Genomic DNA, 24,827 nt, shown 5'->3' with positions numbered 1-24,827 from the left:
ACAGCAAACGGTAAACGGACAAAGCAGCGCTTACCGCTCTTACTGTTTACTGTTCACAGTTAATCGTTTCTCTCATTCAAAAAGGCCGCCAGCTTTCACTGGCGGCCAACGGGGAGTGAGCGCCACATCCGTGTGGCGCTCGGTGAACCCGATTACATGGAGAAGTCGTAGCGCACGCCGAACTGGAAGTAGCGCGGCGACTGGAACGCCACCGGACGCAGGTAATCCACGCTGCGCACCGGCTTGTTGGTCACCGAACTGATCGAGCTTTCGCCCACTTCGATGATGGCGGTCGGTTCCTGCTTCGAGAACACGTTGAACACCGTGGCGGTGAATGCCAGCGGCTGCGAGTCGCCAGCCCAGCGCGGGCGGTACTCGGCGTTCAGGTCAAGCGACCAGGTCCACGGCAGGCGACCCTTCGAACCGCGCGGGCTGGGCTCGAAGTTGCACTCGAAGTACGAGGCGCCGTAGTGGATGGCGTCGACCGGGTCGAAACCGATGCAGTTCTTCGGACGACCCGAGGCAATCGCCAGGTTCGAACCGAACAGCCATTCCGGCGTCATCTGGTAGAAGCCGTACGCCTTGAACTGATGCGTGCGGTCGTTCGGCAGCGGGCCGTTGGTGTACTGCATGATTTCCGGGGCATCCCAGTCCTGGGTCACCGACGGATCGAGCTGGCCGATGTCGGACTTGAGCTGGCCTTCGGAGTTGCCGTAGCTACGCGAGAACGTGTAGTCGACGCGGCCGTACCACTTCGCATCGAACTGATGCTCAAGATACAGATCCAGCGAGTAGTACTTGCGCTTGAGCGGCGGGAAGCTCACGCCAGCTGGCGTGGTGAAGTCTTCCTTGGTCAGCTTGAAGGGCACGAAGTTGCCCTGGCCATTCACGTCCACCAGGAAGGTGTTGCTCTCGCCCGGATTGAACAGGTAGCAACCGGCAATGCGCGCATTGCTGATGTCGATGTTGTTGCGCGCGGCGTACTTCTCGAACGGACGCGAATCGCAGAAGTCGTCGATCGAGCTCTTGAGCTTGCGCACCGTGGCCTTCGCGCCGAAGGTCCAGTTGCTGCCGAGCATCTTGTCGAAGCCCAGGATGTACTCATCCTGGTAGTACGCCTTGATGCCCTGCGCGGCCACCGAGCGGGGATCGGGCGTCGTGCCGTCTTCGCCGTTGAGGTAGCTGCGCGAACCGAGCTGCGTCAGGTTGAGCGGCTCGCCGTTCGGTGCCACGCCGTTGTAGGTGTAGTACTCGCTGTAGTAGTTCGAGGCCGAGGCGCCGCGGATAGCCACGTTGGACGGAATCGCCAGGTGGTAGCGACCGGCGTTGCCGTAGACCTTGAACGACGAGTCACCGAACACGTCCCAGGTGACGCCCAGGCGCGGGGCCAGCTGGTGACGCTGCTTGACGTACACGTCGCCGGCGCCGTTGAGGTTCTTGAACTGCTCGTTGCGCAGGCCGATCTTGGCCAGCCAGCGGTCGGTGATCTGCCAGTTGTCTTCGATGAACTGCGCTTCCTGCTCCACCTTGACCGCTGCACCGGTCTGGAACAGACGCTTTTCAGCGACGTACTGCGTGCCCGGCGGCGGCACGATGTCCGGACGGCCGGTGACAGGGCCCGCGTTGCGATAGACCCAGCGATAGCCGCCTTCGTAGATGTTGCCCGCCTGCGATTCAAGCGTCTGGTTGTCCAGACCGGCACGCAGCGTGTGGCTGCCCAGGCGGTATTCGACGTCGAGGCGCCAGCCGTGCGTCTTGTCGTTGGCACCGGGGCCAAGCACCGTGCCGTTGACCAGGCCGCAACCGATGATGGTGTTCGGTGCGCCCTGGCGTGAGTCAAGAATCCACGGGCAGTTCGGATTGCTGGCGTAACCGAGGTTGCGCACGTGGTCGGTCTTGCTCTTGCCGTACAGGGCGTTCACCGTCAGGTCGTCGGTGATGTAGCCGGTGTAGCGACCGATGTAGACGTCACCGCCCGGCTGCGAGCCCGGGCCGGAGTCGAAGTTCTTCGTCTTGTCGGTACCCAGGTAGGAGGTGGCCACGCCCTGCGCGTAGTTGTAGCGGTAGATGCTCTTGTCGACGTCCGTCTTGTCGGAAATACCCGTCAGTTCGAGCAGGTGGCTGTCGGTGATGTTCCAGTTGACCTTCACCAACCACTTCATCGCCTTGATGTCGTCCGTACTGCGCTGCGGAGCAACGATCGACGTCGTGGTGTGGGCACGGGAGTCGGTCAGGTCGGCCGCGCCGTAGAAGAACAGCTTGTCCTTGACCAGCGGGCCGCTGACGTAGCCGGTGTACTGCATGGACGAGGTCTTGTTGTCGCCGCGGTACTGCCACAGCTGGCCGTTGGTGCGGTAGATGCTGCGCGGCGAATCGCGGAAGTACTGCGGAATGACATACATGCCAAGCCCGGCCTTCCAGGTGTTGCCGCCGCTCTTGGTGATCACGTTGATCACGCCGCCGGTGGAACGACCGTATTCGGCGCTGTAACCGCCGGTGTAGATCTGCTGCTGATCGATCGCGTCATACGGCAGGCTGGTGAAGCCCAGGCCGGTGAGCGCGTTGGTCACGGCATAGCCGTTGATGTAGTACTGGTTTTCCGACGCCGACGAACCACCGAACGACGCGACGTTGCCGTAGCGCGAGTCACCGGCCACCACGCCAGGCGCCAGCAGCGCGGCCGCGGTGACGTTACGTGCCAGCGGCAGTTTCTGCAGCTGTTCGGAGGTCAGCACGGTGCGCGAGTCAACCGACGACACGTCGATCGCCGGCAAGGCGCTGGCCACGACCTGCACGCCTTCAAGGTTCTGCGCGTTGGCCGAAGCGGCGGCTGAGCCACCGGCAAACGACACATCGACACCGCTACCCAGGGCGACCTGGATGTTGTCGCGCGATTCGATGGCCTTGCCATCCTTCTGCAGCGTCACCTTGTAGCGACCCACCGGCAGCGAGCCGGCACGGTAACGACCTTCGTTATCAACCTGCACGTCACGCGTGAAGCCGGTATCGATATTGGTCAGCTGGATGGTGGTACCCGGTTCGGCCGTGCGGCCGAAAATCACGCCGGAGGCATTGGACTGAGCCAGGGCCGTGCCGGCGATGCCCATGCCGAGCGCGAGGGCAAGGGCAGTTCGTTGCAACGCAAAGGTATTACGAGACGTACGCATATCGCTTATCTCCCCAGAAAGACGATCAATAGGGGTGGCAGGCGCCACCCAATGCGCAAAGCGGAGGAATTGCGGACCATCCCGGTCGGCCGTCTAGATGTCTTTCTGGAGCCCCCCGCTCCCGGCGCTTCCGCAATTTCTCACGACTCGCAAGGCGAACTTAGTGAGCACAGGGGCACCGCGTCAACAATTTCTTAATATTACAGTCGCAACTATGTACGTGACAGTAAGTTATTGAGCAAATGGCGAAAAATGGCCCCGCGACGCGCCCCGAAGGCACCCGTGGGCGTCAAGAAATCATGAACGCTCTATTAATGGCCTGTAAGAAAATGCGTCAATTTGCGTAATGAATGTGAAGCAGAGAAGGCGTTCCTGCCTGGCGGGCGCGAGCGATCAACGACCTTGTGCGCGCTGCCGAACAAAAAATGGCCGCCGGTTTGCCCGGCGGCCAATCGGGGAGATCCGCGCCAGGTGATCCCTGGCGCTTGTTCTGATTACAGCGTGAAGTCGTATCGGGCCGACAGGCGGACAGAACGCGGTGCCGAGTAGCTCAGGATGCGGCCGTAGTTCGGACTGATCGCGCCGCTGCCAAGCTGGTAGGTTTCGACGCGGTTCTGGGCGCGCTGCTGGTTGAACACATTGAAGACGTCCGCGCTGATGGCCAGCTTGTGGTCAGCCCAGGCCGGACGCCACTCGGTGCTCAGGTTCAGCTGGTAGGTCCACGGCAACGTGCCCTGGCTGCCGCGGGTTGCCACGGCACCGTTGCAGTAGAAGTACGACGAGCCGTACTGGTACGGATCGCTCGGGTAGATGCCCATGCAGTTCTTCGGGCGACCCGAGGACACGAGCAATACACCGCCAACCAGCCACTCCGGCGTCACCTGGTAGTAGCCATAGGACTTCAACTGGTGGCGACGATCATTGGGCAGGTTGCCCGTGGCACCGATCATGATCTCCGGGAAGTCCCAGGTCTGTGTCACCGACGGATCGATCTGGCCGATGTCCGAGAGCAGCAGGCCTTCGGAATTACCGTAACTGTGCGACCAGGTGTACTCGAAGCGCGCGTACCACTTCTGGTCGAACTGATGCTCAAGATACAGATTCACGGCGTAGTACTTGCGCTTGAGCTTCGGGAAGCCCAGCTCGTCCGCCGTCAGCGTGATGTCCTTGAGCGTGCCGTTGCCGTCGTGATCGATGGTGAACGTGCCACCTTCGCCCGGATTGAACAGCAAGCACGGCGCGCCGTCGGTTTGCCAGTTGGTGAATGCCGGGTTGGTGATGGGCGTGCCGGCCGCCTGCTCATGGGCGAGGAACGCGCGAGCATCGCAGAAGTCGTCGATGATGCTCTTGAGATTGCGGTAGATGACCTTCGCGCCCGTGGTCCAGTTGGGTGCGAACTGCCAGTCGGCACCAGCGATGTACTCATCCTGGTAATACGCACTCAGACCATGCTTCGCCAGCGTTTTCGGATCCGGAGCCTCACCGTTGGCACCGTTGGCGTAGAACACACTGCTGATGGGCGTGGGATTGATGGGCGCGTTGGTGACCGGATCGACACCGCTGTAGGTGAAGTACTGGTTCTCGAAGCGCTGCGGGCCGGCGCCGCGAATGGCAACGTTTGCCGGCACGGCGAGGTGATAACGACCGGCGTTGGCGTACACCTTGAGTGACGAATCGCCCATCACGTCCCAGGTTGCGCCGATACGCGGAGCGAGCTGGTGGCGCTGCTTCACGAACACGACGCCATCGGTGTTGAAGTTCTTGAACTGCTCGTTGCGCAAGCCGACCTGCAGCAGCCAGCGATCGGATATCTGCCAGCGGTCTTCAATGAACTGGGCTTCCTGTTCCACCTTCACCTTGCCGGCAGCGCTGAAGATCGTGCGCTGGGCCACTTCGGTCGCACCGGCGGGAACATTCATGCCCGGTACGGTCGAGAAGTCGTCGGTTGCGTCGTAGTAGGTCCACAGCGCGCCGCCCTGGGTGGCACGGCCCGAGAACGAGTTGATGGTCTGGTTATCGATACCAGCGCGCAGCGAATGCGAGCCGATGTGGTACGAGATATCGAAGCGCAGCGCCTTGGTCTCGTCATTCGCGCCCGGTGCCAACAAGTTGCCGCCGACGGGAGCGCAGCTGACGCGAGTCGGAACCGAGCGGCTGTCGGTGATGTTCGGGCAGACCACGCCTGCCGAACCAGCCACCGTATCCACGTGATCGGACGTGCTCTTGCCGTAGAGGGCGCTGATGACAAGGTCATCGGTGATGTAGCCGGTGTACTTGCCGACGTAGACCGTGCCGCCGACGGACGTGTTAGCCGTGCCAGTGTTCTTCTGGTGCTCCGTGCCCTTGAGCGTGCCGACGGTGTTGGTGTTGTAGTTGTAGTTGTAGATCGACGTGTCCTGGATATTGGTTTCACCCATGCCGGTGAATTCCAGGATGTGACTGTCCGTGATGTTCCAGTCGACCTTGGTCAACCAGCGCGTCACCTTGTTGGTGTCCGTGGTGGTCTTGGTGCTGTTGCCGTTGGTGCCGTTGTTGATGCCGAACTGCGCCAGACCGGTGTTGCGGGTCAGTTCGCCGCTGCCGTAGAAGAACAGCTTGTCCTTGACCAGCGGGCCGCTGATGTAGGCCCCGTAGAGCGTGTTGGTGCTGTTCTCGTTCGGTCGGAAGTACACCTTGCCATCGGTAGAGCGGCCGCTGCCTACCGGATAGTAGATGTAGCGCTGATTTGCCTTGAGCGCCGCCGGGGTCCACTGGACGTCCGCGCCCGCTTTCCACGAGTTCGAACCGTGCTTGGTGATGATGTTCACCACGCCGCCGGTCGAGCGGCCGTACTCAGCACCGTAGCCGCCGGTAAAGACCTGCTCCTGATCGATCGCATCGAAGGGCAGGCTGGTGAAGCCCAGGCCGGTCAGTGGGTTGGTGACGGGAAAACCGTTGATGTAGTACTGGTTTTCCGCCGCCGACGCGCCACCCATCGAGATGGAGTTGCCATAGCGGCTGTCACCGGCGGTCGTACCCGGCGCGAGCAGTGCGGCGGCGTTGACGTTGTTGAGCACCGGCAGCTTTTGCAGTTGCTCGGCCGTCATCACGGTTCGCGAGTCGACCGACGAAACGTCGATAGCAGGCAGTGCATTGGCCGTGACCTGAATGCCCTCGAGGTTCTTGGCATTGGCGGCAGCGGTGAAGGAAATTTCCTGGCCGGTGCCGACGACGACCTGCACGTTGTCGCGGGTATCGACGGTCTTGCCGTCTTTCACCAACGAGACGCGGTAGCGACCGATCGGCAACGCGACGGCGCGATAGCGACCGGAAGAATCCACTTGAACATCGCGTGCGAGACCGGTGTCGAGGTTTTCGACGTGGACCGTCGCCGCATTGTCATCCGCGCGACCAAAAATGCTGCCCGACGCGTTGGACTGGCCATGAACGATGCCCGCCAGGCCCATGCTCAGGGCGACGGCCAGCGCGGTATGACGCCACACCGGCGCGCGCCGGTGAGTCAGAAGCTTGCTCATTGCTCTCTCCCCAGAAAGAAATCGAATCCGAATGGCTCGAATGCCCACGGCGTGCACGGTGCCGTGCCTTGCAGAACGCAAGCCGTTCCCGTGGCGGCCCGAGGGCCACCATGCAAAAGCTTGCGTTCCTGATTCCCCTTGCGTTTCCCCTAGCGCCTCGAATCGCAATATCTGGCGAGGCGCGCGTCGAAAGTAATCACGATGCTCCGGGCGCGTCAACAACTATTTTACGATTTTGTGCAATGTGCCTTTCGTCACGTTGACATTGATAAACGATGGCTTGCGGCAAACTTGCGAATGCACCATTGATGCCGTTCGAATGGCCGTCCAGACGGCTATTCGGGCGTGATGCTTTGTTTTTGCTTAGTGCCTTGAATGACTCGCGAAGTTGCGGCTGCATCGCACCCCGGCTAAAGTCCCGCCGTTCGGGTGTCCCGGTTTTACCGGGATGAAACGGGAAGCCGGTGCGTTCCTTTGACAGGAATCAGTCCGGCGCTGCCCCCGCAACGGTAAGCGAGAGAGTTGGAGCGGAACCGTCGGCCACTGTGCGTGAAGCATGGGAAGGCCGTTCCGCAGGCACGCCTTGGGGCGTGCGCTCGCAAGCCCGGAGACCGGCCCGAATCTGAAACCTGGCGGATCGCGGTGGGCGATGCGGACCTCGTTGCGGCCTGCCGGCCCGTCGGCGTTCGTACGCTCTTCGCTTCGCCAGCTCATGAACCGTGAGCCGTGCGCGTGGCGCGGCGAGGAAGCTCCACCGATGAAGAAGACCCTGCTGGCGACGGCCCTGCTGTCCTGCATTTCCCTGGCGCATGCCGCCGACCAGGCTCCCCAGGACCTGGCCCCCGTTGTCGTGACGGCAACGCGCGTGGCAACGCCGATGGATGAAACCCTGGCACCGGTCACGGTGATCACCCGCGAAGACATCGAGCGCCTGCAGCCGGCGTCGGTGCAGGACCTGCTGATGGGCCTGCCCGGCGTGACGATGACCAACGCGGGCGGCTTCGGCCAGCAGACCTCGCTGTTCATGCGCGGCACCAATTCCTCGCACACGCTGTTGCTGGTCGACGGCGTGCGCATCGGCACCGTGGGCGCCGGCATCCCGGCCTACGAGCAGCTGCCGGTGGATCAGATCGACCGCATCGAAATCGTGCGCGGCCCGCGCTCCAGCCTCTACGGCTCGGACGCCATTGGCGGCGTGATCCAGATCTTCACCCGTCACGGCCAGAAGGGTGACAGCCCCACCCCGTCCTTCAGCATCACCGGTGGCAGCCACCGCTACACCGACGGCCAGGCCGGCATCTCCGGCGGCACCGAACACGGCTGGTACAACGCCAGTGTGGGCGGCCAGTACACGCGTGGCATCAACAGCTGCCGCGCTGCTGCTCTGAACGTCGGCGGCTGCTTTACCAACGAGCCGGACGACGATGGCTATCGCACGTACTTCGGCTCGCTCGGTGGCGGATATCGCTGGGACAACGGCACGGAGCTCACCGCCAACCTGCTCAAGAGCAAGGGTGACATCGAGTACGACGGCGATTTCCAGAACGACACGCGTCGCTCACAGCAGGTCGCCGGTGCGCGCCTGGGCTTTGGCGTCATGGACTTCTGGAAGATGAGTCTTTCCGTCGGCCAGAACATCGATCGCGCGGACAATTATCTCGATCGCGCGGATCTTGGCGCCGACATGGTGCGCGAGGGCTATCTGTATTCGCGTCGCAACCAGGCGTCGTGGCAGAACGACTTCACGCTGGCTCCGGGCCAGACGCTGAGCGCCGGCGTCGACTACCAGCAGGAACACCTGCAGAGCGACACCGACTACCTGAGCACCACGCGCAACAACACCGGCGTGTTTGGTTTCTACCAGGGCCTGTTCGGCGCGCATGAGTTGCAGTTGTCCGCGCGCCACGACCACAACGGCCAGTTCGGCAATCACAATACGGGTGCGGCGGCTTACGGTTACACGCTGGGCAACGGCATCAAGCTCACCGCGTCCTATGGCACGTCGTTCCATGCGCCGACGTTCAACGACCTGTACTTCCCGCCCTTCTTCGGTTTCCCCACGGCCAACCCGGACCTGAAGCCGGAAAAGGCACGCACCACCGAGCTGGGCGTGTCAGGCAAGCCGGGCATCTGGAACTGGGCGGTCAACGCGTATGACACGCGCATCAATGATCTGATCGAACTGGACGAGAACTACGTCCCGGCCAACACCAGCAAGGCGCGCATTCGGGGCATCGAAGGCCAGCTGGGCGCGGATGTCGACGGATGGCACCTGCGTGGCTACCTCACCTACCAGCGCCCGAAGAACGACGGCAACGGCGTGAATCACGACAACCTGCTGGCGCGTCGCCCGGAGCGCATCGCCCGCTTCGACATTGATCGCGATGTCGGTGCGTTCAGCGTGGGCACGTCATTGACCGCGCAGAGCTATCGTTACGACGACGCCGCCAACCTCAACCGCCTGGGCGGTTACGGCACGGTCGACCTGCGTGCAACGTGGAACTTCCTGCCGGGATGGAGCGTGCAGGCCCGCGTCGCCAACGTGTTCGATCACACCTACGAGACGGCGCGCTTTTACAACCAGCTTGGGCGCACGGCGTACCTGACGCTGCGCTACTCGCCGGCGAAGTAACGATGAAAAGCGGGCTTCGGCCCGCTTTTTCGTTGTGGCGAATGACAGGTCCATGACTTCTCACCTGTCACCGCGATGCTTAAGGGCCCCGCAAGTTTCTTCGATTAGCATGTGATCCAGTGCACGGAACCATGCGCTTTTCCCCGGGCGCATCGACAGGGCACGTGTTGCTACTCCCCGGTGGTCTGCGTCGAACGCTTCGGACGAAGCGGTCGCGGGCTGCTGCGTCCTCAAGCCCGGCCCGTGATGTGAACCATGGACTCTGTTTCGCACGCAACTCGTCATCGTCGTACACGCGCCGCGCATACCCGTGGCGTGCTGCCGGTCTGGGGCGTCTTGCGCGATGCGGTCACCGCACCGAGCGCCTTGCGCTGGCGCATGCGCTGGCAGCGCCTGATGGCCGAGCATCACGCGCTCCAGAACGCGGCCGAACGCGATTCCCGCCTGCTTGATCGTTGGCAGCATCGCTATCTGAATCGCCATTTCGGTCCGCAGGAAAAGGCGCGTCGCCTGGTGGAGCATTTCCAGTCACTGACCTCGATGCTCACCCCGGTGGCGCTGGAAGCCATCCATGCCCAGGGCGGGCTGCGCCTGGGCACCGTCGTGCTCAAGGACGGACGCGAGCTGGCACTCAAGCTGGCGCCACCGCCGGTGTGGGGCTGCGAAGGCGAGCTCGACCTGGCGTTGTCCCACGCCGAATGCGATCGACTGTATTCCCTTACCCTGACCTTCTCCGCGACCCGGGGCGAGTTGCTGATCGGTTGCCTGCAAGGCCCCTGGGGTGACGAAGGCCGCGACGTCGTGCGCGACGTGACCAAGGGTTGCCACGGCCTGCGCCCGAAGAACCTGCTGATGTCGATGGTTTACCCGCTGGCCGAAACCCTGGGCCTGCCTTCCATCAAGGGCATTTCCAATGACGCCCATCCCCTGTCGCGCACCGGCAAGATCAAGGCGTCGTACGACGGCTTCTGGGAGGAACAGGGCGGCCAGCTCGGCGATGACGGCTATTACCGCTTGCCCGCCGCGGAGAGTCCGCGCGACGAGTCCGGGGTGGCGTCGCGCCATCGTGCCGAATTCCGTCGCCGCGAAAGCTTGCGCCAGGGGCTGATCGACCAGCTGCGCCTCACCCTCGCGCAATCGCGGGCCTGACTCCCCCACTTCAGGCACATCCCGAACACCCCCTTCTGCGGACAGAATTCGCGTTGTTCAAGCTTGCTGTCCGGGGCGCGGCCGCGTCCCGCCATGCGTTACCCGTACGCGACAGGGAAGTTCGGGGAGCCTGGTGAATATTTTTGCGCCACTGATTCGTCGTCCCATTGGCACCTTGCTGATGGCGCTGGGCCTCGCGATGGCGGGCCTGTGGGCCTATTTGCTGCTGGGTGTCGCGGCCCTGCCGACGATCGAGTTCCCCGGCATGTCGGTTTACGCCGAAGTGCCCGGCGCCAATGCGCAGACGATGGCATCCAGCGTGGCTGCGCCGCTGGAACGGCACCTGGGCCGGATCCCCGGCATCAAGGAAATGGATTCGAGCAGCAACGACGGCTCGACCTCCATCGTGATCCTGTTCGAGCCGGGTCGCTCCACCGACAAGCTCGCCCGCGACGTGGAGGCGGCCATCAACGCATCGGCGGCGGACCTGCCCTCGACAATGACGATCCCGCCGCGCTACTTCAAGTTCAATACGTCCGGCATCCCCGTGCTGCTGATGTCGATCACCTCGCACACGCTGCCGCCAGATCGCCTGTTCGACCTGACCGATACCCTGATCAAGCCGGCCATGTCGCAGATCCCGGGCGTGGCCCAGGTGCGCGTGATGGGCGGCCGCCCGAAGGCCGTGCGCGTGGAGCTGGACAACAACGCGCTGGCCGCCCGCAATCTCACCGGCAATGACGTGCGCAACGCGCTGCGCGCGGCCAACGTGACCTCGCCGCAAGGCCTGCTGACCGACGGCAAGACCAACATGACGGTCACCGCCACGGACCAGTTGAGCGAGCCGAAGGATTTCGCCGATGTGCTGATCTCGGTGAAGAACGGCGTGCCGGTGCGCCTGTCCGATGTGGCTCGCGTCTACAGCGGCCAGCAGGACGAGTACCAGGCGGCCTGGTTCAATGGCCAGCGTTCGGTCAGCGTGCGCATCAGCAAGCGGCCGGAGGCCAATGCCGTGGCCACGGCGGATGCCGTTCGCGCGATGCTGCCGCAGATCCGCGCGTGGTTGCCGGCGGACCTGGAAATCACGCCGATCTTCGACCTGACCCAGACCACCAAGTCCGCCCTGCGCGAAGTGCAGATCGCGCTGATGCTGAGCGTCCTGATGGTCGCGGTCGTGATGCTGGTGTTCCTGCGCCGCGTGCGGCCCACGCTGATCGCCATGTTCAGCGTGCCGCTGTCGCTGGCGGGCGCCTTTATCGTGATGTGGTCGCTGGGCTACACGCTCAACACCCTGTCGCTGGTGGCGCTGGTGTTGTGCATCGGCTTCGTCGTCGACGATGCCATCGTCGTGATCGAGAACATCGTGCGCCACATGGAGCACGGCGAAGCGCCCTTGCCTGCCGCGCTGGTCGGCGTGCGCGAGATCGGTTTCACCGTCATCTCGATCACGCTGTCGCTGGTGGCGGTGTTCGTGCCGCTGCTGTTCGGCAACAGCCAGTTCACGCTGCTGATGCGCGAGTTCTCGGTCACGCTGACGGCTGCGGTGGTGATTTCCGCTGTAGTCTCGCTGACCGTGACACCGGCCCTGTGCGGCCGCTACTTCCGCACGGAGCTGCCCGGCCAGCGCCAGCCCGGGCGCATCGAGGCGGCGGTGGAACGCTTCGATCGCAAAGTCCATCACATCTACGAACGCGCGCTCGACTGGGCCCTGCACCACCGGCGCCTGATGCGCTGGCAGCCGCCGATCCTGCTGGTGGTCACCATCCTGCTGGCGGTCGCCGTGGTGAAGTCCGCGGGCTTCAATTTCATGCCGCAGGAAGACATCGGCATGATCCAGGGCGATATCCGCGCGGATGCCAACATCTCGCCGCTGCTGATGGCCGAGCGCGCGAAGAAGGCCGCCGCGATCATGCGCGACGATCCTGCCGTGCTCGACGTGACGACGTTCCTGGGCAGTGACCGCGCCGGCGGTGCCGTTGGCAACCAGGCCACGATGTTCGTCGACCTCAAGCCCAAGGGCGACGGCCCCGGCCAGCGCCCCGAACACATCGATAAAGTGATCGAGCGGCTGGGCAAGGCCTACGAAAAGCTGCCGGAGCTGCGGGTATCGCTGCGTTCGATCGGCTTCTTCAACGGGGGTGGTGGCGGCGGCAGCAACGGCAGCGAGAGCTTCCAGCTGGTGAGCACCAACAGCATCGACCTGCAGCCGTGGGTCTACAAGGTGACGCGCATGATGCGCGACACCAAGGTGTTCCGCGATGTCACCAGTGACTACGACACCGTCGACAAGCAGCAGATGCTCAAGGTGGATCGCAAAGCCGCCGGCCGCCTGCACGTGAGCATGGGCATGGTCGACACGGCGCTCTACAACGCCTTCGGCCAGAACCAGGTGTCGATCATCTATTCGGACATCAACCAGTACTGGGTGGTGCTGACGTCCGCGGCCGAGCGCTCGCTCAGTCCCGAGGCGCTGCTCAACACTTATGTGCGCAACAACCAGGGCGGCATGGTGCCGCTGTCGGCGATCGCGCATATCGAGCCGGCGGTGACGCCTTCCTTCGTCAACCACTACAACCAGCTTGAATCGGCGCAGATCTATTACAACCTGCCGCCGAACTATCCGCGCGACAAGGCGATGGGCCTGATCGAAAGCGTCATGAACCATGCGGGCCTGCCCGCGGGCGTGAAGCTCGCTTACACCGGCGAGAACGAGCAGTTGCAGGACACCCAGGACAACACGTCGATCCTGCTGCTGGGCTCGATCCTGGCCATGTACATCGTGCTGGGCATGCTTTACGAGAGCCTGGGCCAGCCGCTGACCATTCTCTCCACCCTGCCGGCCGCCGGTGCCGGCGCGTTCCTGGCGATGCTGGTGACGCATACGCCGCTGTCGCTGATTGGCGTGATCGCGATCCTGATGCTGATCGGCATCGTGAAGAAGAACGCCATCCTGATGGTCGACTTCGCCCTGGTGGCCGAACGCGAATACGGCATGTCGTCGCTCGACGCCATTCGCCAGGCCGCCCTGGTGCGCTTCCGTCCCATCACCATGACGACGCTCGTGGCGATTGGCGCGGCGTTGCCGCTGGCGATCGGCTTCGGCATCGGATCGGAAATGCGCCAGCCGCTGGGCGTGGCCATCGTCGGTGGCTTGCTGGTGTCCCAGCTGCTTACGCTGCTGAGCACGCCGGCGATCTACTTGTGGAACTACGACCGTCTCGCCCGTCATGCGATGGGCCTGATGCCTCTGCGCCTGAAGTGGACGTCGGGTGTAAGCGTCGCGCTGGGTTCGGCCATGGGTGTGGCGGCACTGGTTTACCTGCTCGCGCCGGCGCTGCAGGACAAGCTCAGCATCAACCCGCTCGCCAGCCTGCCGCTGATGGCCTACGGCGCGGCGCTGGCGTGGGCAGGTCTCAAGGCCTGGCGCAAGGTTCGTCGCGCGCGCTTCGTCGTGTTGGGCTTGCTTGCGGTGGTACTGGCGCCGGCCATGCTGGTTGCTGCGTCCGCCTATCTGAACGATCAGGGTGGCCTGATGGGCGTCCTGTTGCCGGCGGCGCTGCTGGCTTATGTCACCTGGGCGGTCTTCAGCCGCCGCACGCGCCATTACTTTGCCGAGCGCCTGCGCCAGGTCCATCCCCTGCCCGCGCCACTGGGCGCCTGAGCGAAACCTGTCGTCACCGCGCCGCCCCGCACATCGGGGCGGCGCCCCACTTTTGGCACCCTGCCTTCCGGCACGGACGGACTTCCTGCACATTCGCCGCGCACACGTGGGGTAGTCATATAGTCGCTATGATTGCGCCCGCCTCCAGCGCCGCGCGTGCTGGCACACGATCCCCGCGTCTGGCATGCCAAGCAGGTATGCCTGGGCATGCGCACCGACAGCCCGGTACGGAAACCACGTGAACATCTTTGCGCCATTGATTCGCCGACCCGTCGGCACCTCCCTGCTTGGGCTCGGCTTGTTGCTGGCCGGCTTCTTTGCGTATCGCCTTCTGGGTGTCGCCGCCCTGCCGACGCTGGAATTCCCCGGCGTTTATGTCGCCGCCTCGATGCCAGGCGCCAGTGCGCAGACGATGGCCAATACGGTGCTGGCGCCGCTGGAGCGTCACCTGGGCCGTATTCCAGGCATCGAAGATATGTACGGCAATGCCACCGAAGGCTCGGCCTCGGTGCAGATCCGCTTCAACCTCGATCGCTCGGCCGACAAGGCCGCGCGCGACGTCCAGGCCGCCATCAATGCCGCCGCCGTCGACCTGCCGACGGGCATGCCGTCACTGCCGCAGTACTTCAAGTTCGACACGTCGCAGATTCCGATCCTGCTGGTCTCGTTCACCTCGACCAGCCTGCCGCCGGACAAGCTCTACGACTTGACCGACACCCTGCTCAAGCCCGCCATCTCGCAGATCGACGGCGTGGCCCAGGTGCAGGTGTTCGGCGGCGCGCCACATGCGGTGCGCGTGGAGCTGGACAATAACGCCCTGGCTGCCAAGGGCCTGACGGCCGACAACGTCACCAACGCCCTGATCGCCGCCAACGTCACCTCGCCGCAAGGCATGCTGACCGACGGCCGCACGCAGATGACCGTCACGGCCAACGACTCGCTGCATACGCCGGAAGAATTCGGCAGCCTGATGATTGCCGTGAAGAACGGCGTGCCGGTGCGCCTGGCGGATGTCGCGAAGATCTACAGCGGCCCGCAGGACATCTACCAGGGTGCCTGGTTCAACGATAAGACCACCGTGGCGATGCAGATCAGCAAGCGCGCCGATGCCAACGCCGTGGATACGGTGGATCGCATTCGCGCCAAGCTGCCGCAGTTCCATGAGTGGATGCCGGCGGACGTGCAGATCACGCCGATCTTCGACCTCACCCAGACCGCCAAATCGGCGCTGCATGAAGTCCAGGTCGCGCTGCTGATCAGTATCGTGATGGTGGTGATGGTGATGCTGGTGTTCCTGCGTCGCCTGCGCCCTACCCTCATCGCGTCGCTCAGCGTGCCGCTGTCCCTGGCCGGCGCGTTCGTGATCATGTATTTCCTCGGCTACACGCTCAACACGCTGTCGCTGGTGGCGCTGGTGTTGTGTATCGGCTTCGTCGTCGACGATGCCATCGTGGTGATCGAGAACATCGTGCGCCACATGGAACATGGCGAAGCGCCCTTGCCTGCCGCCCTGATCGGCGTGCGCGAGATCGGCTTCACCGTGGTGTCGATCACCTTGTCGCTGGTGGCCGTGTTCGCGCCGATGCTGTTCGGCAACAACATGATCATCAAGCTGTTGCGTGAGTTCTCGGTGACGCTCGCCGTGGCGGTGATCTTCTCGGCCATCGTGTCGCTGACGCTGACGCCGGCACTGTGCGGCTACTTCCTGCGCCATGAAGAACCCGGCGAGCACAAGCCCGGTCGCATTGAACGCGCGCTGGAGCGTTTCGATCGCGGGCTGCATGACGTCTACGAACGCTCGCTCAACTGGGCCATGCGCCATCGCCGCTGGATGCGCTGGCAGCCGCTGATCTGCTTCATCCTTACCATTCTCCTTGGCTTTGCCGTGGTGAAGACCGCGGGTGGCAACTTCATGCCCGAGGAAGACATCGGCATGCTGCAGGCCGATATCCGCGCGGATGCCAACATTTCGCCGACCGCCATGGCCGCGCGCGTACAGCGTGCGACGGAAATCATGCGCAAGGACCCGGCGGTGCTGGACGTGCTCACCACGCTCGGCGCCAACGGCGGCGATGGCGCGGTCGGCAATGCCGGCAGCATGTTCGTGGATCTCAAGCCCAAGGGCGAAGGCCCCGGCATGCGCAAGGAAAGCGTCAAACAAGTGATGGAACGCCTGTCCAAGCAGTACGAGCTGCTCCCGGACGTGCGCGTGTCGCTTGATGCCGTGCAGTTCCTGGGCGGCGGCGGTAGTGGTGACGCCGGTAGCCAGTACGAGTTCCAGCTGATCGGCAGCAGCGGCGAGAACCTGCAGCCGTGGTCGCTGAAAATGGTGCAGTGGCTGCGCGCGCGACCGGAAATGCGCGACGTGAAAAGCAACTTCGACCTCACCGGCAAGCAGCAGATGCTGAAGGTCGATCGCGAAGCCGCCGGCCGGCTGGGCCTGAATATGGGCCAGATCGATACCGCGCTGTACAACTCGTTCGGCCAGCGTCAGGTCTCGGTGATCTATTCGGACATCAACCAGTACTGGGTGGTGCTGACGTCGTCGTCCGCCACGTCGCTGAGTCCGGAAGCGCTGCTCAATGTGCGCGTGCGTAATCCGAAGGGACAGATGATCCCGCTATCGGCCGTGGCAAGCATCCAGCCGACCATCTCGCCGATGCGCATCCGCCATCACAACCAGCTCGAAGCCTCGACCATCGGCTACAACCTGCGTCAGGGCGTGGAGCAGGATCGCGGCATAACGCTGGTGAACCAGGCAGCCATTGCCCTGGCGCTGCCGGCCGGCGTCCGCGTGGAATTCACCGGCCAGAACCAGCGATTGCAGCAGGCCAAATCCAACGGCATGGTCCTGCTGATCGCGTCGATCGTCGCGATGTACATCGTGCTCGGGATTCTCTACGAGAGCCTGGGTCATCCGCTCACCATTCTCTCCACCCTGCCCGCCGCCGGCATGGGCGCGTTCCTGGCGATGCTGGTGACGCAGATGCAGCTCACGCTGATGGCCATCATCGCGATCCTGATGTTGATTGGTATCGTGAAGAAGAACGCCATCCTGATGGTCGACTTCGCGTTGGTCGCGCAGCGCGAGCGAAACCTGTCGCCACCGGATGCGATTCGCGAAGCCGCGCTGGTGCGCTTCCGCCCGATCACCATGACGACGCTGGTAGCGATGGGCGCAGCGTTGCCGCTGGCCATCGGTTTCGGCATCGGTTCGGAGATGCGCCAGCCGCTGGGCGTGGCCATCGTCGGTGGCCTGCTGGTGTCGCAGCTGCTCACGCTGCTGAGCACCCCGGCGATCTACCTGTGGAACTTCGACCGCCTGGTGCGCCATGCTAAGGGCCTGATGCCGTTGCGGCTGATGTGGACGTCGGGCATCACCATTGCCTTGGGCGGCGCCCTGGGCATTACGGGGCTTCTCGCCGTATTCGCCCGTGGCATGCAGGACAAGATGCATCTCAATCCGCTCGTAGCGCTGATGCTGGCGATCTATGGCTGGGCGCTCGTTCGCACCGCCATCGCCACCCTGCGCAAGACTCGCCGCGCCCGCTTCCTGATGTATGCGCTGGTGGCGGTGCCTTTGATTCCAGCCGTGCTGGGCCAGATCGCCGCCATGGCGAACGGTGGCGGCAGCATGCTGGTGCTGATCGTGGGTGGCATCTTCCTGCTCTATGCGAGCTGGGGTGTCTTTAGTGGGCGGACGCGCGAATACTTCGGTGAACGCAAGCGACGTGAGCAGGACACCTCACTGATGACGCCTGTGGGGGCGTGATCGATCAAGCGATCGATTCAGAGTGAAGGCATCCACGAAAAAGGCCGCCGGAGTGAATGCTCCGGCGGCCTTTTCTTATGCGATGACCGGTGGACTCAGGCGTCGCCTTCGACCACCGCAGGGATCAGCGATGCCTTCGCATGCGGTGCACTCAACATATGCGCCTTCCGCCAGCCACCCCACTTGTAATACCCCATCGCCATCAGCATCGCCGCCATCGAACCCAGCGGGAAACTCCACCATATCGCCTCTGCACCGATGCTCGGCATCAGCGTCACCGCGAACGGCGGACGGATCAGCCACATCGAAATAGTGAGCACGATCAGCGGCGGCCACACGGCGCCCGTTGAACGCACCACGCCGAACAGCACGAAGGTGACGCCGAAGAACAGGAACGACCATACGGCGATCATGTTCAGATGCGCCGCCAGTGCGAGCGCTTCTCCGTCGCCGGGCAGGAACAGGTTCAGCGCAGCGCGGTTGAAGATATAGATGATGCCGATGAGCAGGCCGCTGAGCAGGAAGTTGTAGCCCACGCCAATGCGCGCAATGCGATTGACGCGATCCCACAGCTGCGCGCCGACGTTCTGCGCGGCCATGGACGACACCGCCGCGCCGATGGCCATCGCCGGCATCTGCACGTAAGTCCACAGCTGCGTCGCCGCACCGTAAGCGGCCACCGTCTGCGAACCGTAGCTGTTGACCAGGCGCATCATCAGCATCGACGACGAGGAGATCACCAGCATCTGCAGGCCCATCGGGAGGCCCTTGAAAATCAACGCACGCAAGATCACCGGATCGGGCTTGAGGAAACCAAGCTCTGCGCGCGTCAGGCGCAGAAAGTGTTTGCGCCCGTACAACGTACTGAGCAAGGCGATCAGAGCCACGCTCTGCGCGATCAGCGTCGCGACGGCGGATCCCGCCGTACCCATGGCCGGTACCGGACCCCACCCGAAGATGAAAAGCGGGTTGAGCGCAATGTCCAGCAGCACGGACAGGCCCATGAACAGGAACGGCGTACGTGAGTCGCCTGCGCCACGCAGGGTCATCATCAGAAAGTTGTAGAAATAGATCGTCGGCATGGCGACGAAGATCATGTGCAGGTAGGGCACGGCGTAGGGCAGGGCATCGGCAGGTGTTCCCAATGCCCGGAGCATGGCCGGGGTGGCGAAGTACCCGAAGACGGATACCAGCACCGACATCACCACGAAGAAACTCACACCCGTGCCCACCACGCGCTTGGCTTCGAGCATATTGCGCGCGCCCAGGCTCTGGCCGATCAGGATGGTGCTGGCCATGCTCACGCCGAACACCGCGGTGATCAGCAGGAACACGATCAGGCTGGCATTGCTGATCGCCGTGAGCGCGGACTCCCCGAGGAAGTGGCCGATCCACATCGCATTGACGGAAGCGTTGAGCGACTGAAGTACCGTGCTGCCCAGGATGGGCAGCGCGAACATCAGCAAGGTACGTGCGATGGGCCCTTCGGTAAGCAAGGGCTGGCGGGGAGGGGACGCGGACATGGGTGCGAGTTCTTCTTTTTAGGTTTACGTTCGTTCTTCAGCCGTGTCCCACGCGGACGAGGCCAGGTTCTTCAGGTGGTTGCGGACATCCGACGGCCAGTGATCGATGAGCGTGTGGAAGCCATCGCGCTCACCGCGCCAGAACGCACGCGATGCCTCTTCGAAGCCACGCAGGTCACCTGCGATGGCCTGCATGAAGCGGTCGACCGCCTCGCTGGCCTGGCGCGAGGATTCACCGTTGCTGTTGCCGCGACGCGCTTCGTCAACGAGGCGACGAATCGTGGCCGAGGCGCCGCCGGGCTGGGAGGACAGCCAATCCCAGTGGCGAGGCAGCAGGGTGACTTCACGCGCCACGACGCCCAGCTTCGGGCGACCGGGGCCACGTGGCACCGGTTCGGCCGAGGCAGGCTGCAGGCGCGCCTTGACGTCGTCCGGCGTACCGCGGAAATCAATTTCAACCTGACGACTGGTGCGGTCGTCGAAAATCATCACCGGACCGGGAGCACCGGCGTCGATGGCGCGTTTGGTGGCAAGGGCCACGTCCAGGAAAGAACCGGACGCGATCAGGCGAAAACCGTCGAAAGCCGTGCAGGAAGCAGGGAAGGGGGCATTCATAAGTTTAACCCGGGGCAAATGGAGCAGGCGGATAATGGCCGGGTAATATCCCGGCGTCAAGTCGGACCACATGGCAAAGACGCGCGAGGTGAGCGGCGCCGAAAGACCAACGAACGGATCGTCGCTGGCTTCACTGAGACTTGACGCTACTTAGTAAACTATAGAGTTTACAAAAAGAACAAGTGCAATCCGTAAGGTTTTTTGCCCATGCGTTATCCCCGCCTCCTCCGCAGCGCGCTCGCGTTCGCTTTTATCCCCTTCGCCGCCGTCGCATCCGCCGCCCACGTCGAAGTCCAGGGTGGCCGCAGCTACATGGACAGCTACGGTGCCAACACGGCGTTCGTGGAAGCCGTGTTCGCCGATCGACCGATTGGCGACAGCCACTGGACCTGGGCGCCTGACGTCTCCATGGGCTGGATCAACGGTCGCAGCACCCATCGCTATGACGGTAGTGGCTACGACGCCCACGACAACGTCGCGCTGTTTGCCGGTGGCGCGCGATTTCGCTATGGCAGCGACAGCGACTGGTATCACGGCTTTTTCTACAGCCTGCAAGGCGCCGTACAGACGGGCCGCACGCAGGCACTCAGCAGCATCGGTGAGTTCGTCAATACCGTCGGCTGGCAAGGGAAGCATGTGAGTTTTCAGATCCGCCACATTTCCAACGGCGGCACCCATGGCCCCAATCGCGGTGAAACCATGGCGCTGGTCGGCGTGGGCTTTGGTATGTGAATCATCGGTCCCACCGGAGGCCACGGTTTCGGACTGCCCTATTCAGTCAGACGAACCTTCCGGCGTGCCTGTGCGTTCGTATGTGGACGACCTCGGTACCGCTCCCGTAGCACCCTCCGTTGAACTGGCGAAGCTGATCAGCATGGGGCGTCTCCCCAGACTCGTTCGTCGCAGCCGCGTGGCGCACCTGCGCGAATAATGAGGTCGGCCGACATCGCTTGCCTTGGCAAGAAGGTCCATGGCGCCATCAACACGCCGCACGACGGGCCGGGCGCCCGTTCGAAGCGCGCATCAGAGCCTGGTGCTGTCTGCCTCGGAGTCGGCCATGGCCTGCGCATACGTCGGCGGCGAGGGCTCGACGGCGATGGACGGTCGCATGGCCTCTTCGTACGAGGGAGGCATGTCCGCAGGAATCGCCGCCACGTTGGTGATCATCCTGGGCGGAGCCACGGGAGGTGGCGCAGGTGACCCAGGCGGCCCCAGGAGATGCTTGCCATGGTTCAACAGCATCCAGTCGATCCTGTCGCGATAGTAAATCGAGTCGCCCAGCTTCCTCGCCAGGTTCCCGTAGGAACCGGGGTCGGCCTTCAACGCCCGTATCGCGCGGGCGTTGTCATCGCGGAGGTTTTTCACCTCTGTGATGATCGCCTTCAGATCGCCCTGTCCCTGGGAAGATCGGCGATAACTGACAGCACGGGGCAACCATTCCTCATACCTGTTCTCCAATGCCACCAAGCGAGTGTGAATCCCGGTCACCTCGGCGCTGGTGACGTGGCGACGCATGGCCGAGATCGCGGTTTGCTGTACGCGTGAAGGGCCCGCTGAGTTGTATGACGGAGATAGTGTTGGAGTCATGGCGATGGTTTCTCGCGCCTGCGGTCATTCATCCTGGGGAGCGTCGCGCGCAGCATGCTTTCAACCGTCGACCGCATGCGCGCTCGGAAAGACATGACGATGACGACCTGTCGACCTCACCGACCATCTGAGAGGCTCGGGGTCCCTCGCATGGACCCCGGCCCTTGCCCGGCTACTCGCCTCCCGCTGCTTGCCTGACAAGTACGGCATGGCCTGAGCGAGCCGGGCGCCGGTCGGAGTTATCGGGGGGACGATCCGACCACGTTCCCCGGATTGGAAAGTGACAAGGGTTCCATGACAGATGGGTTGGGATCGGAGTCGGGCTTGTCCGACACCTTCTCAAACAGATCCCCGGCCAGGTCGAACAAGCCCTGCACCTGATTCAAATCCGAATCCAAACCAGAGCTCGTCAGGCAACTGACCTCCAGCTCCTTGAGTTCATCCTTTAACTCCAGACACCGGCGGCCCACGCACTCCAGCGCAATGCGACCGACCTCGCTCAGATCGAAAGCGAGAAGTTCGTTGAGGTCACCACCGATCCGAGCGCAATGCTCCGACACGCTCGCCTTGCTGGCGTTGTTGCCGTCCGCGCCTGCATGGCTCACGGGCGTGCGCTGCGAGCTTCTGAGTTCATCTGCGCGCGTCCGCTGCCCATCAATGCACTGGAACACGGTCGGTTTGGCGATATCTCCCGTGCGTGCACCGGGATGTGCCACGTCAGATCCCTGGGATAGACCCCGCACGGGGACCCCGTCTGTTTGGTCCCCGGTGTGGTTCGGCGCATGAGGGGTCACGGCCGGGCGGATACCGGCAGGGTTGGAGATGGGAGTGTTCATAAGTGGTGCCTCAGGGAAGATAGCCCGAGTCTACGGCGCTCCTCCGAAGGCAACTTTCCGGAAACGGCCACGAACCATTCATCCAAATGATGACGGGAAGAGCGGGCCCTTCACACGGATAACCCCGGCCATGATCGCTGCCTGGTATTGCGGACCTTTCCCGTGCATTAGCGTGATGGCGAGCTTCCGACGTCAATGGTCATGCGCATGTCTTCTCCGGTTTTCCTGTATCGCTTCGTCTATGGGCTGTGTGGCGGCAACCATGTCAGGGTGAGAGGCGCAGACATCGAGAATCTCGGGAACAAGGTCATCCAGGTGATGAATACACCTCATAAGGTCCCCGGCGCGCGCCACACGTTCGGCGGCTTCCCGTGCCCTTCCGAAACGAGAACCGAAAAGCTGCGCGAACTTGAAAGAGACGCCAGCCGGAAGATCGGGCAAATCAACCGAAAAAAGTGGCTGTACCGGCATGCGAATGCGAAGCGCGAATCACTGAGTGTGCTGATCGCGACCATCAACAACGAACTGGCAACCGTGAAAGCCTGCGTTGCGCGACCCCTTGATGAATTTCAGGCATTCACCAACAGCCGCCTTGACGAAGAGCGCGGCATGTCCGTTTCGCGAGCCAGGGAGGCCGAAGTCCTCATGTTCCTGCAAAGCTTCCAAAGCCCAGCCGCCCACACGACCCGGGGCGGCCCCGACGAGCCGCCCGATATCGCATCCCCTTAGTGACCGCCACCCGCCGCCGGCCCGCCCTTCGCCGTGAACGGCGGCTTGGCCAGCCACACCACGAAGACCAGGCTGACGAAGACCCAGCCCAGCACGTGGAAAACTTCGTTGAAGGAGATCTGGTACGCCTGCTGCGTGATCATGTTGTTGATCGTCGTCGCCGCCGCCTGCGTATCGCCATGGCCGATGGTGTTCAAGGCCGCCTGCGCCGTGGGGTCGTAGGGCGTGATGTGCTCGGCCAGCTGCGCGTGGTGCACGATGGCGCGGTGATCCCACATGAAGGTGGTGAGCGACGCAGAGAAGCTCGCGCCGAGCGTACGCAGGAACGTCGCCAGGCCACCGCCCGCGGCAATCTCATGCGGCTGCAGATCCGATAGCAGGATGGTCGTCACCGGCATGAAGAACAACGCGACGCCAAGGCCCTGCAACAACTGCACGCCCGCGATATGCATGAAGTCGATGTCGAGGAAGAATTCCGAGCGCAGGAAGCTGGTCGCGCCCATCACCAGGAACGAGATCGACGCGATCAGACGCAGGTCGAAGCGATTGGAGTACTTGCCGACGATAAAGGTGAGCAACACCGGCAGGATACCCAATGGCGCACTCGCAAAGCCCGCCCATGTCGACGTGTAACCCAGGTTTCGCTGCATCCACTGCGGCACCAACAGACCGATGGCGAAGAACGCGGCGTAGGCGAGCACCAGCGCCAGCGTACCCATGCGGAAGTTGCGGTGGCGGAACAGCTTCAGGTCGACGATCGGTTCCTTCTCGGTGAGCTCCCAGATCAGGAAGATCGCGATACCGATCACCGCAACGATGGTGGTGACCACGATGAAGGTGGAGCTGAACCAGTCTTCTTCGTTGCCCTTGTCGAGCACGATCTGCAAGGCGCCCACGCCGATGATCAGCGTGATCAGGCCCACCCAGTCGATCTTGGGGCGCATCGTGACGTCATTGCGGCCCTTCATCTGGTTGGCGATGACCATGCTGGCGAAGATGCCGATGGGCACGTTGATGAAGAAGATCCACGGCCACGAATAATTGTCGGTGATCCAGCCGCCGAGGATCGGACCCGCAATGGGCGCGACCACGGTCACCATCGCCAGCAGCGCCAGCGCCATGCCTCGTTTGGCCGGTGGATAGATCGAAATCAGCAGCGCCTGCGTCACCGGATACATCGGGCCCGCCACCGCACCCTGGATGGCGCGGAAGAGGATCAGCATTTCCATGCTCTGCGCGATGCCACACAGGAACGAAGCAAGCGAGAACAGCAGCGTCGACCAGATGAACATCTTCACTTCGCCGAATCGGCGCGTGAGGAAGCCGGTCAGCGGCAGCGAAATGGCCATGCTCACCGCGAACGAGGTGATCACCCAGGTGCTCTGGTTGACGCTCACGCCCAGGTTGCCGGCGATAGTCGGCAACGACACGTTGGCGATCGTCGTATCCAGCACCTGCATGAAGGTCGCCAACGACAGGCCGACCGTGGTCAGGGCCATATTGGGCGGACGGAATTGGGTGTTCATAGGCCGTCAGAAGTAGAGGATAAGAGGCGCAAAGCAGGAGCCGTGACGTGCAGTGAGCGACAAAGCCACAGCCCACTTCGTTCTCTTCAAAACAAAAGATGTGAATCAGGGCGGG

13 protein-coding genes and 1 riboswitch are annotated in these 24,827 nt (G+C 63.1%); of the genes, 6 read left to right on the top strand and 7 right to left on the bottom strand.

Annotation, left to right across the window (positions count from 1 at the left end; all coding sequences use genetic code 11):
* Positions 1 to 152: 152 nt before the first annotated feature.
* Together EYV96_RS18330 and EYV96_RS18325 are read right to left on the bottom strand one after the other, a co-directional pair.
* The gene (locus EYV96_RS18330; protein WP_131153043.1) at positions 153 to 3,167 is read right to left on the bottom strand and encodes a TonB-dependent receptor; all 3,015 of its coding nucleotides are present in this window, start codon (positions 3,165 to 3,167) and stop codon (positions 153 to 155) included.
* 494 nt (positions 3,168 to 3,661) lie between these two features.
* Positions 3,662 to 6,682, bottom strand: coding sequence for a TonB-dependent receptor (locus EYV96_RS18325; protein ID WP_131153042.1), 3,021 nt, complete (start codon positions 6,680 to 6,682; stop codon positions 3,662 to 3,664).
* Between the two features lie 410 nt (positions 6,683 to 7,092).
* A riboswitch (cobalamin riboswitch) is annotated at positions 7,093 to 7,316 on the top strand.
* 123 nt (positions 7,317 to 7,439) lie between these two features.
* On the opposite strand from EYV96_RS18325, the gene EYV96_RS18320 reads away from it, so the two are divergent.
* The 4 genes from EYV96_RS18320 to EYV96_RS18305 all read left to right on the top strand — a co-directional run bounded on the left by EYV96_RS18320 (position 7,440) and on the right by EYV96_RS18305 (position 17,896).
* Complete coding sequence (locus EYV96_RS18320; RefSeq protein WP_131153041.1) at positions 7,440 to 9,314, top strand: TonB-dependent receptor domain-containing protein; 1,875 nt, start codon at positions 7,440 to 7,442, stop codon at positions 9,312 to 9,314.
* Positions 9,315 to 9,569: 255 nt separating this feature from the next.
* A complete protein-coding gene (locus tag EYV96_RS18315; protein ID WP_131153040.1) occupies positions 9,570 to 10,463 on the top strand; it encodes a VirK/YbjX family protein in 894 nt (297 codons plus the stop codon).
* 133 nt (positions 10,464 to 10,596) lie between these two features.
* The gene (locus EYV96_RS18310) at positions 10,597 to 14,124 is read left to right on the top strand and encodes an efflux RND transporter permease subunit (RefSeq protein WP_131153039.1); all 3,528 of its coding nucleotides are present in this window, start codon (positions 10,597 to 10,599) and stop codon (positions 14,122 to 14,124) included.
* Positions 14,125 to 14,362: 238 nt separating this feature from the next.
* A complete protein-coding gene (locus tag EYV96_RS18305) occupies positions 14,363 to 17,896 on the top strand; it encodes an efflux RND transporter permease subunit (protein WP_131153038.1) in 3,534 nt (1,177 codons plus the stop codon).
* A gap of 95 nt (positions 17,897 to 17,991) precedes the next feature.
* Here the strand turns inward: EYV96_RS18305 and EYV96_RS18300 are convergent, their stop codons facing one another.
* Positions 17,992 to 19,419, bottom strand: coding sequence for an MATE family efflux transporter (locus EYV96_RS18300; protein ID WP_131153037.1), 1,428 nt, complete (start codon positions 19,417 to 19,419; stop codon positions 17,992 to 17,994).
* A gap of 24 nt (positions 19,420 to 19,443) precedes the next feature.
* Complete coding sequence (locus EYV96_RS18295; RefSeq protein WP_131153036.1) at positions 19,444 to 20,034, bottom strand: DUF2239 family protein; 591 nt, start codon at positions 20,032 to 20,034, stop codon at positions 19,444 to 19,446.
* Between the two features lie 207 nt (positions 20,035 to 20,241).
* On the opposite strand from EYV96_RS18295, the gene EYV96_RS18290 reads away from it, so the two are divergent.
* Positions 20,242 to 20,766 carry a lipid A 3-O-deacylase gene (locus tag EYV96_RS18290; RefSeq protein ID WP_131153035.1) on the top strand — a complete coding sequence of 175 codons (525 nt, stop codon included), beginning with the start codon at positions 20,242 to 20,244 and terminating at the stop codon, positions 20,764 to 20,766.
* Positions 20,767 to 21,057: 291 nt separating this feature from the next.
* On the opposite strand, the gene EYV96_RS18285 is transcribed toward EYV96_RS18290, so the two are convergent.
* On the bottom strand, positions 21,058 to 21,549 hold the full coding sequence (locus EYV96_RS18285) for a hypothetical protein (RefSeq protein ID WP_131153034.1): 492 nt from the start codon (positions 21,547 to 21,549) through the stop codon (positions 21,058 to 21,060).
* 311 nt (positions 21,550 to 21,860) lie between these two features.
* Positions 21,861 to 22,337 carry a hypothetical protein gene (locus EYV96_RS18280; protein WP_131153033.1) on the bottom strand — a complete coding sequence of 159 codons (477 nt, stop codon included), beginning with the start codon at positions 22,335 to 22,337 and terminating at the stop codon, positions 21,861 to 21,863.
* A gap of 327 nt (positions 22,338 to 22,664) precedes the next feature.
* Between EYV96_RS18280 and EYV96_RS18275 the strand changes: the two genes are divergently transcribed.
* Entirely contained in the window at positions 22,665 to 23,186 is a 522-nt protein-coding gene (locus EYV96_RS18275) for a hypothetical protein (RefSeq protein WP_131153032.1), read from the top strand.
* On the opposite strand, the gene EYV96_RS18270 is transcribed toward EYV96_RS18275, so the two are convergent.
* Positions 23,183 to 24,712, bottom strand: a complete 1,530-nt coding sequence (locus EYV96_RS18270; RefSeq protein WP_131153031.1) for a DHA2 family efflux MFS transporter permease subunit — start codon at positions 24,710 to 24,712, stop codon at positions 23,183 to 23,185. The two genes, EYV96_RS18275 and EYV96_RS18270, sit on opposite strands and share 4 nt — an antisense overlap.
* Positions 24,713 to 24,827 lie beyond the last annotated feature (115 nt).

Source organism: Dyella terrae (genome assembly GCF_004322705.1).
In the GTDB taxonomy this organism is placed as follows: domain Bacteria; phylum Pseudomonadota; class Gammaproteobacteria; order Xanthomonadales; family Rhodanobacteraceae; genus Dyella_D; species Dyella_D terrae.
This window is presented reverse-complemented; position numbering and strand designations above follow the sequence as displayed.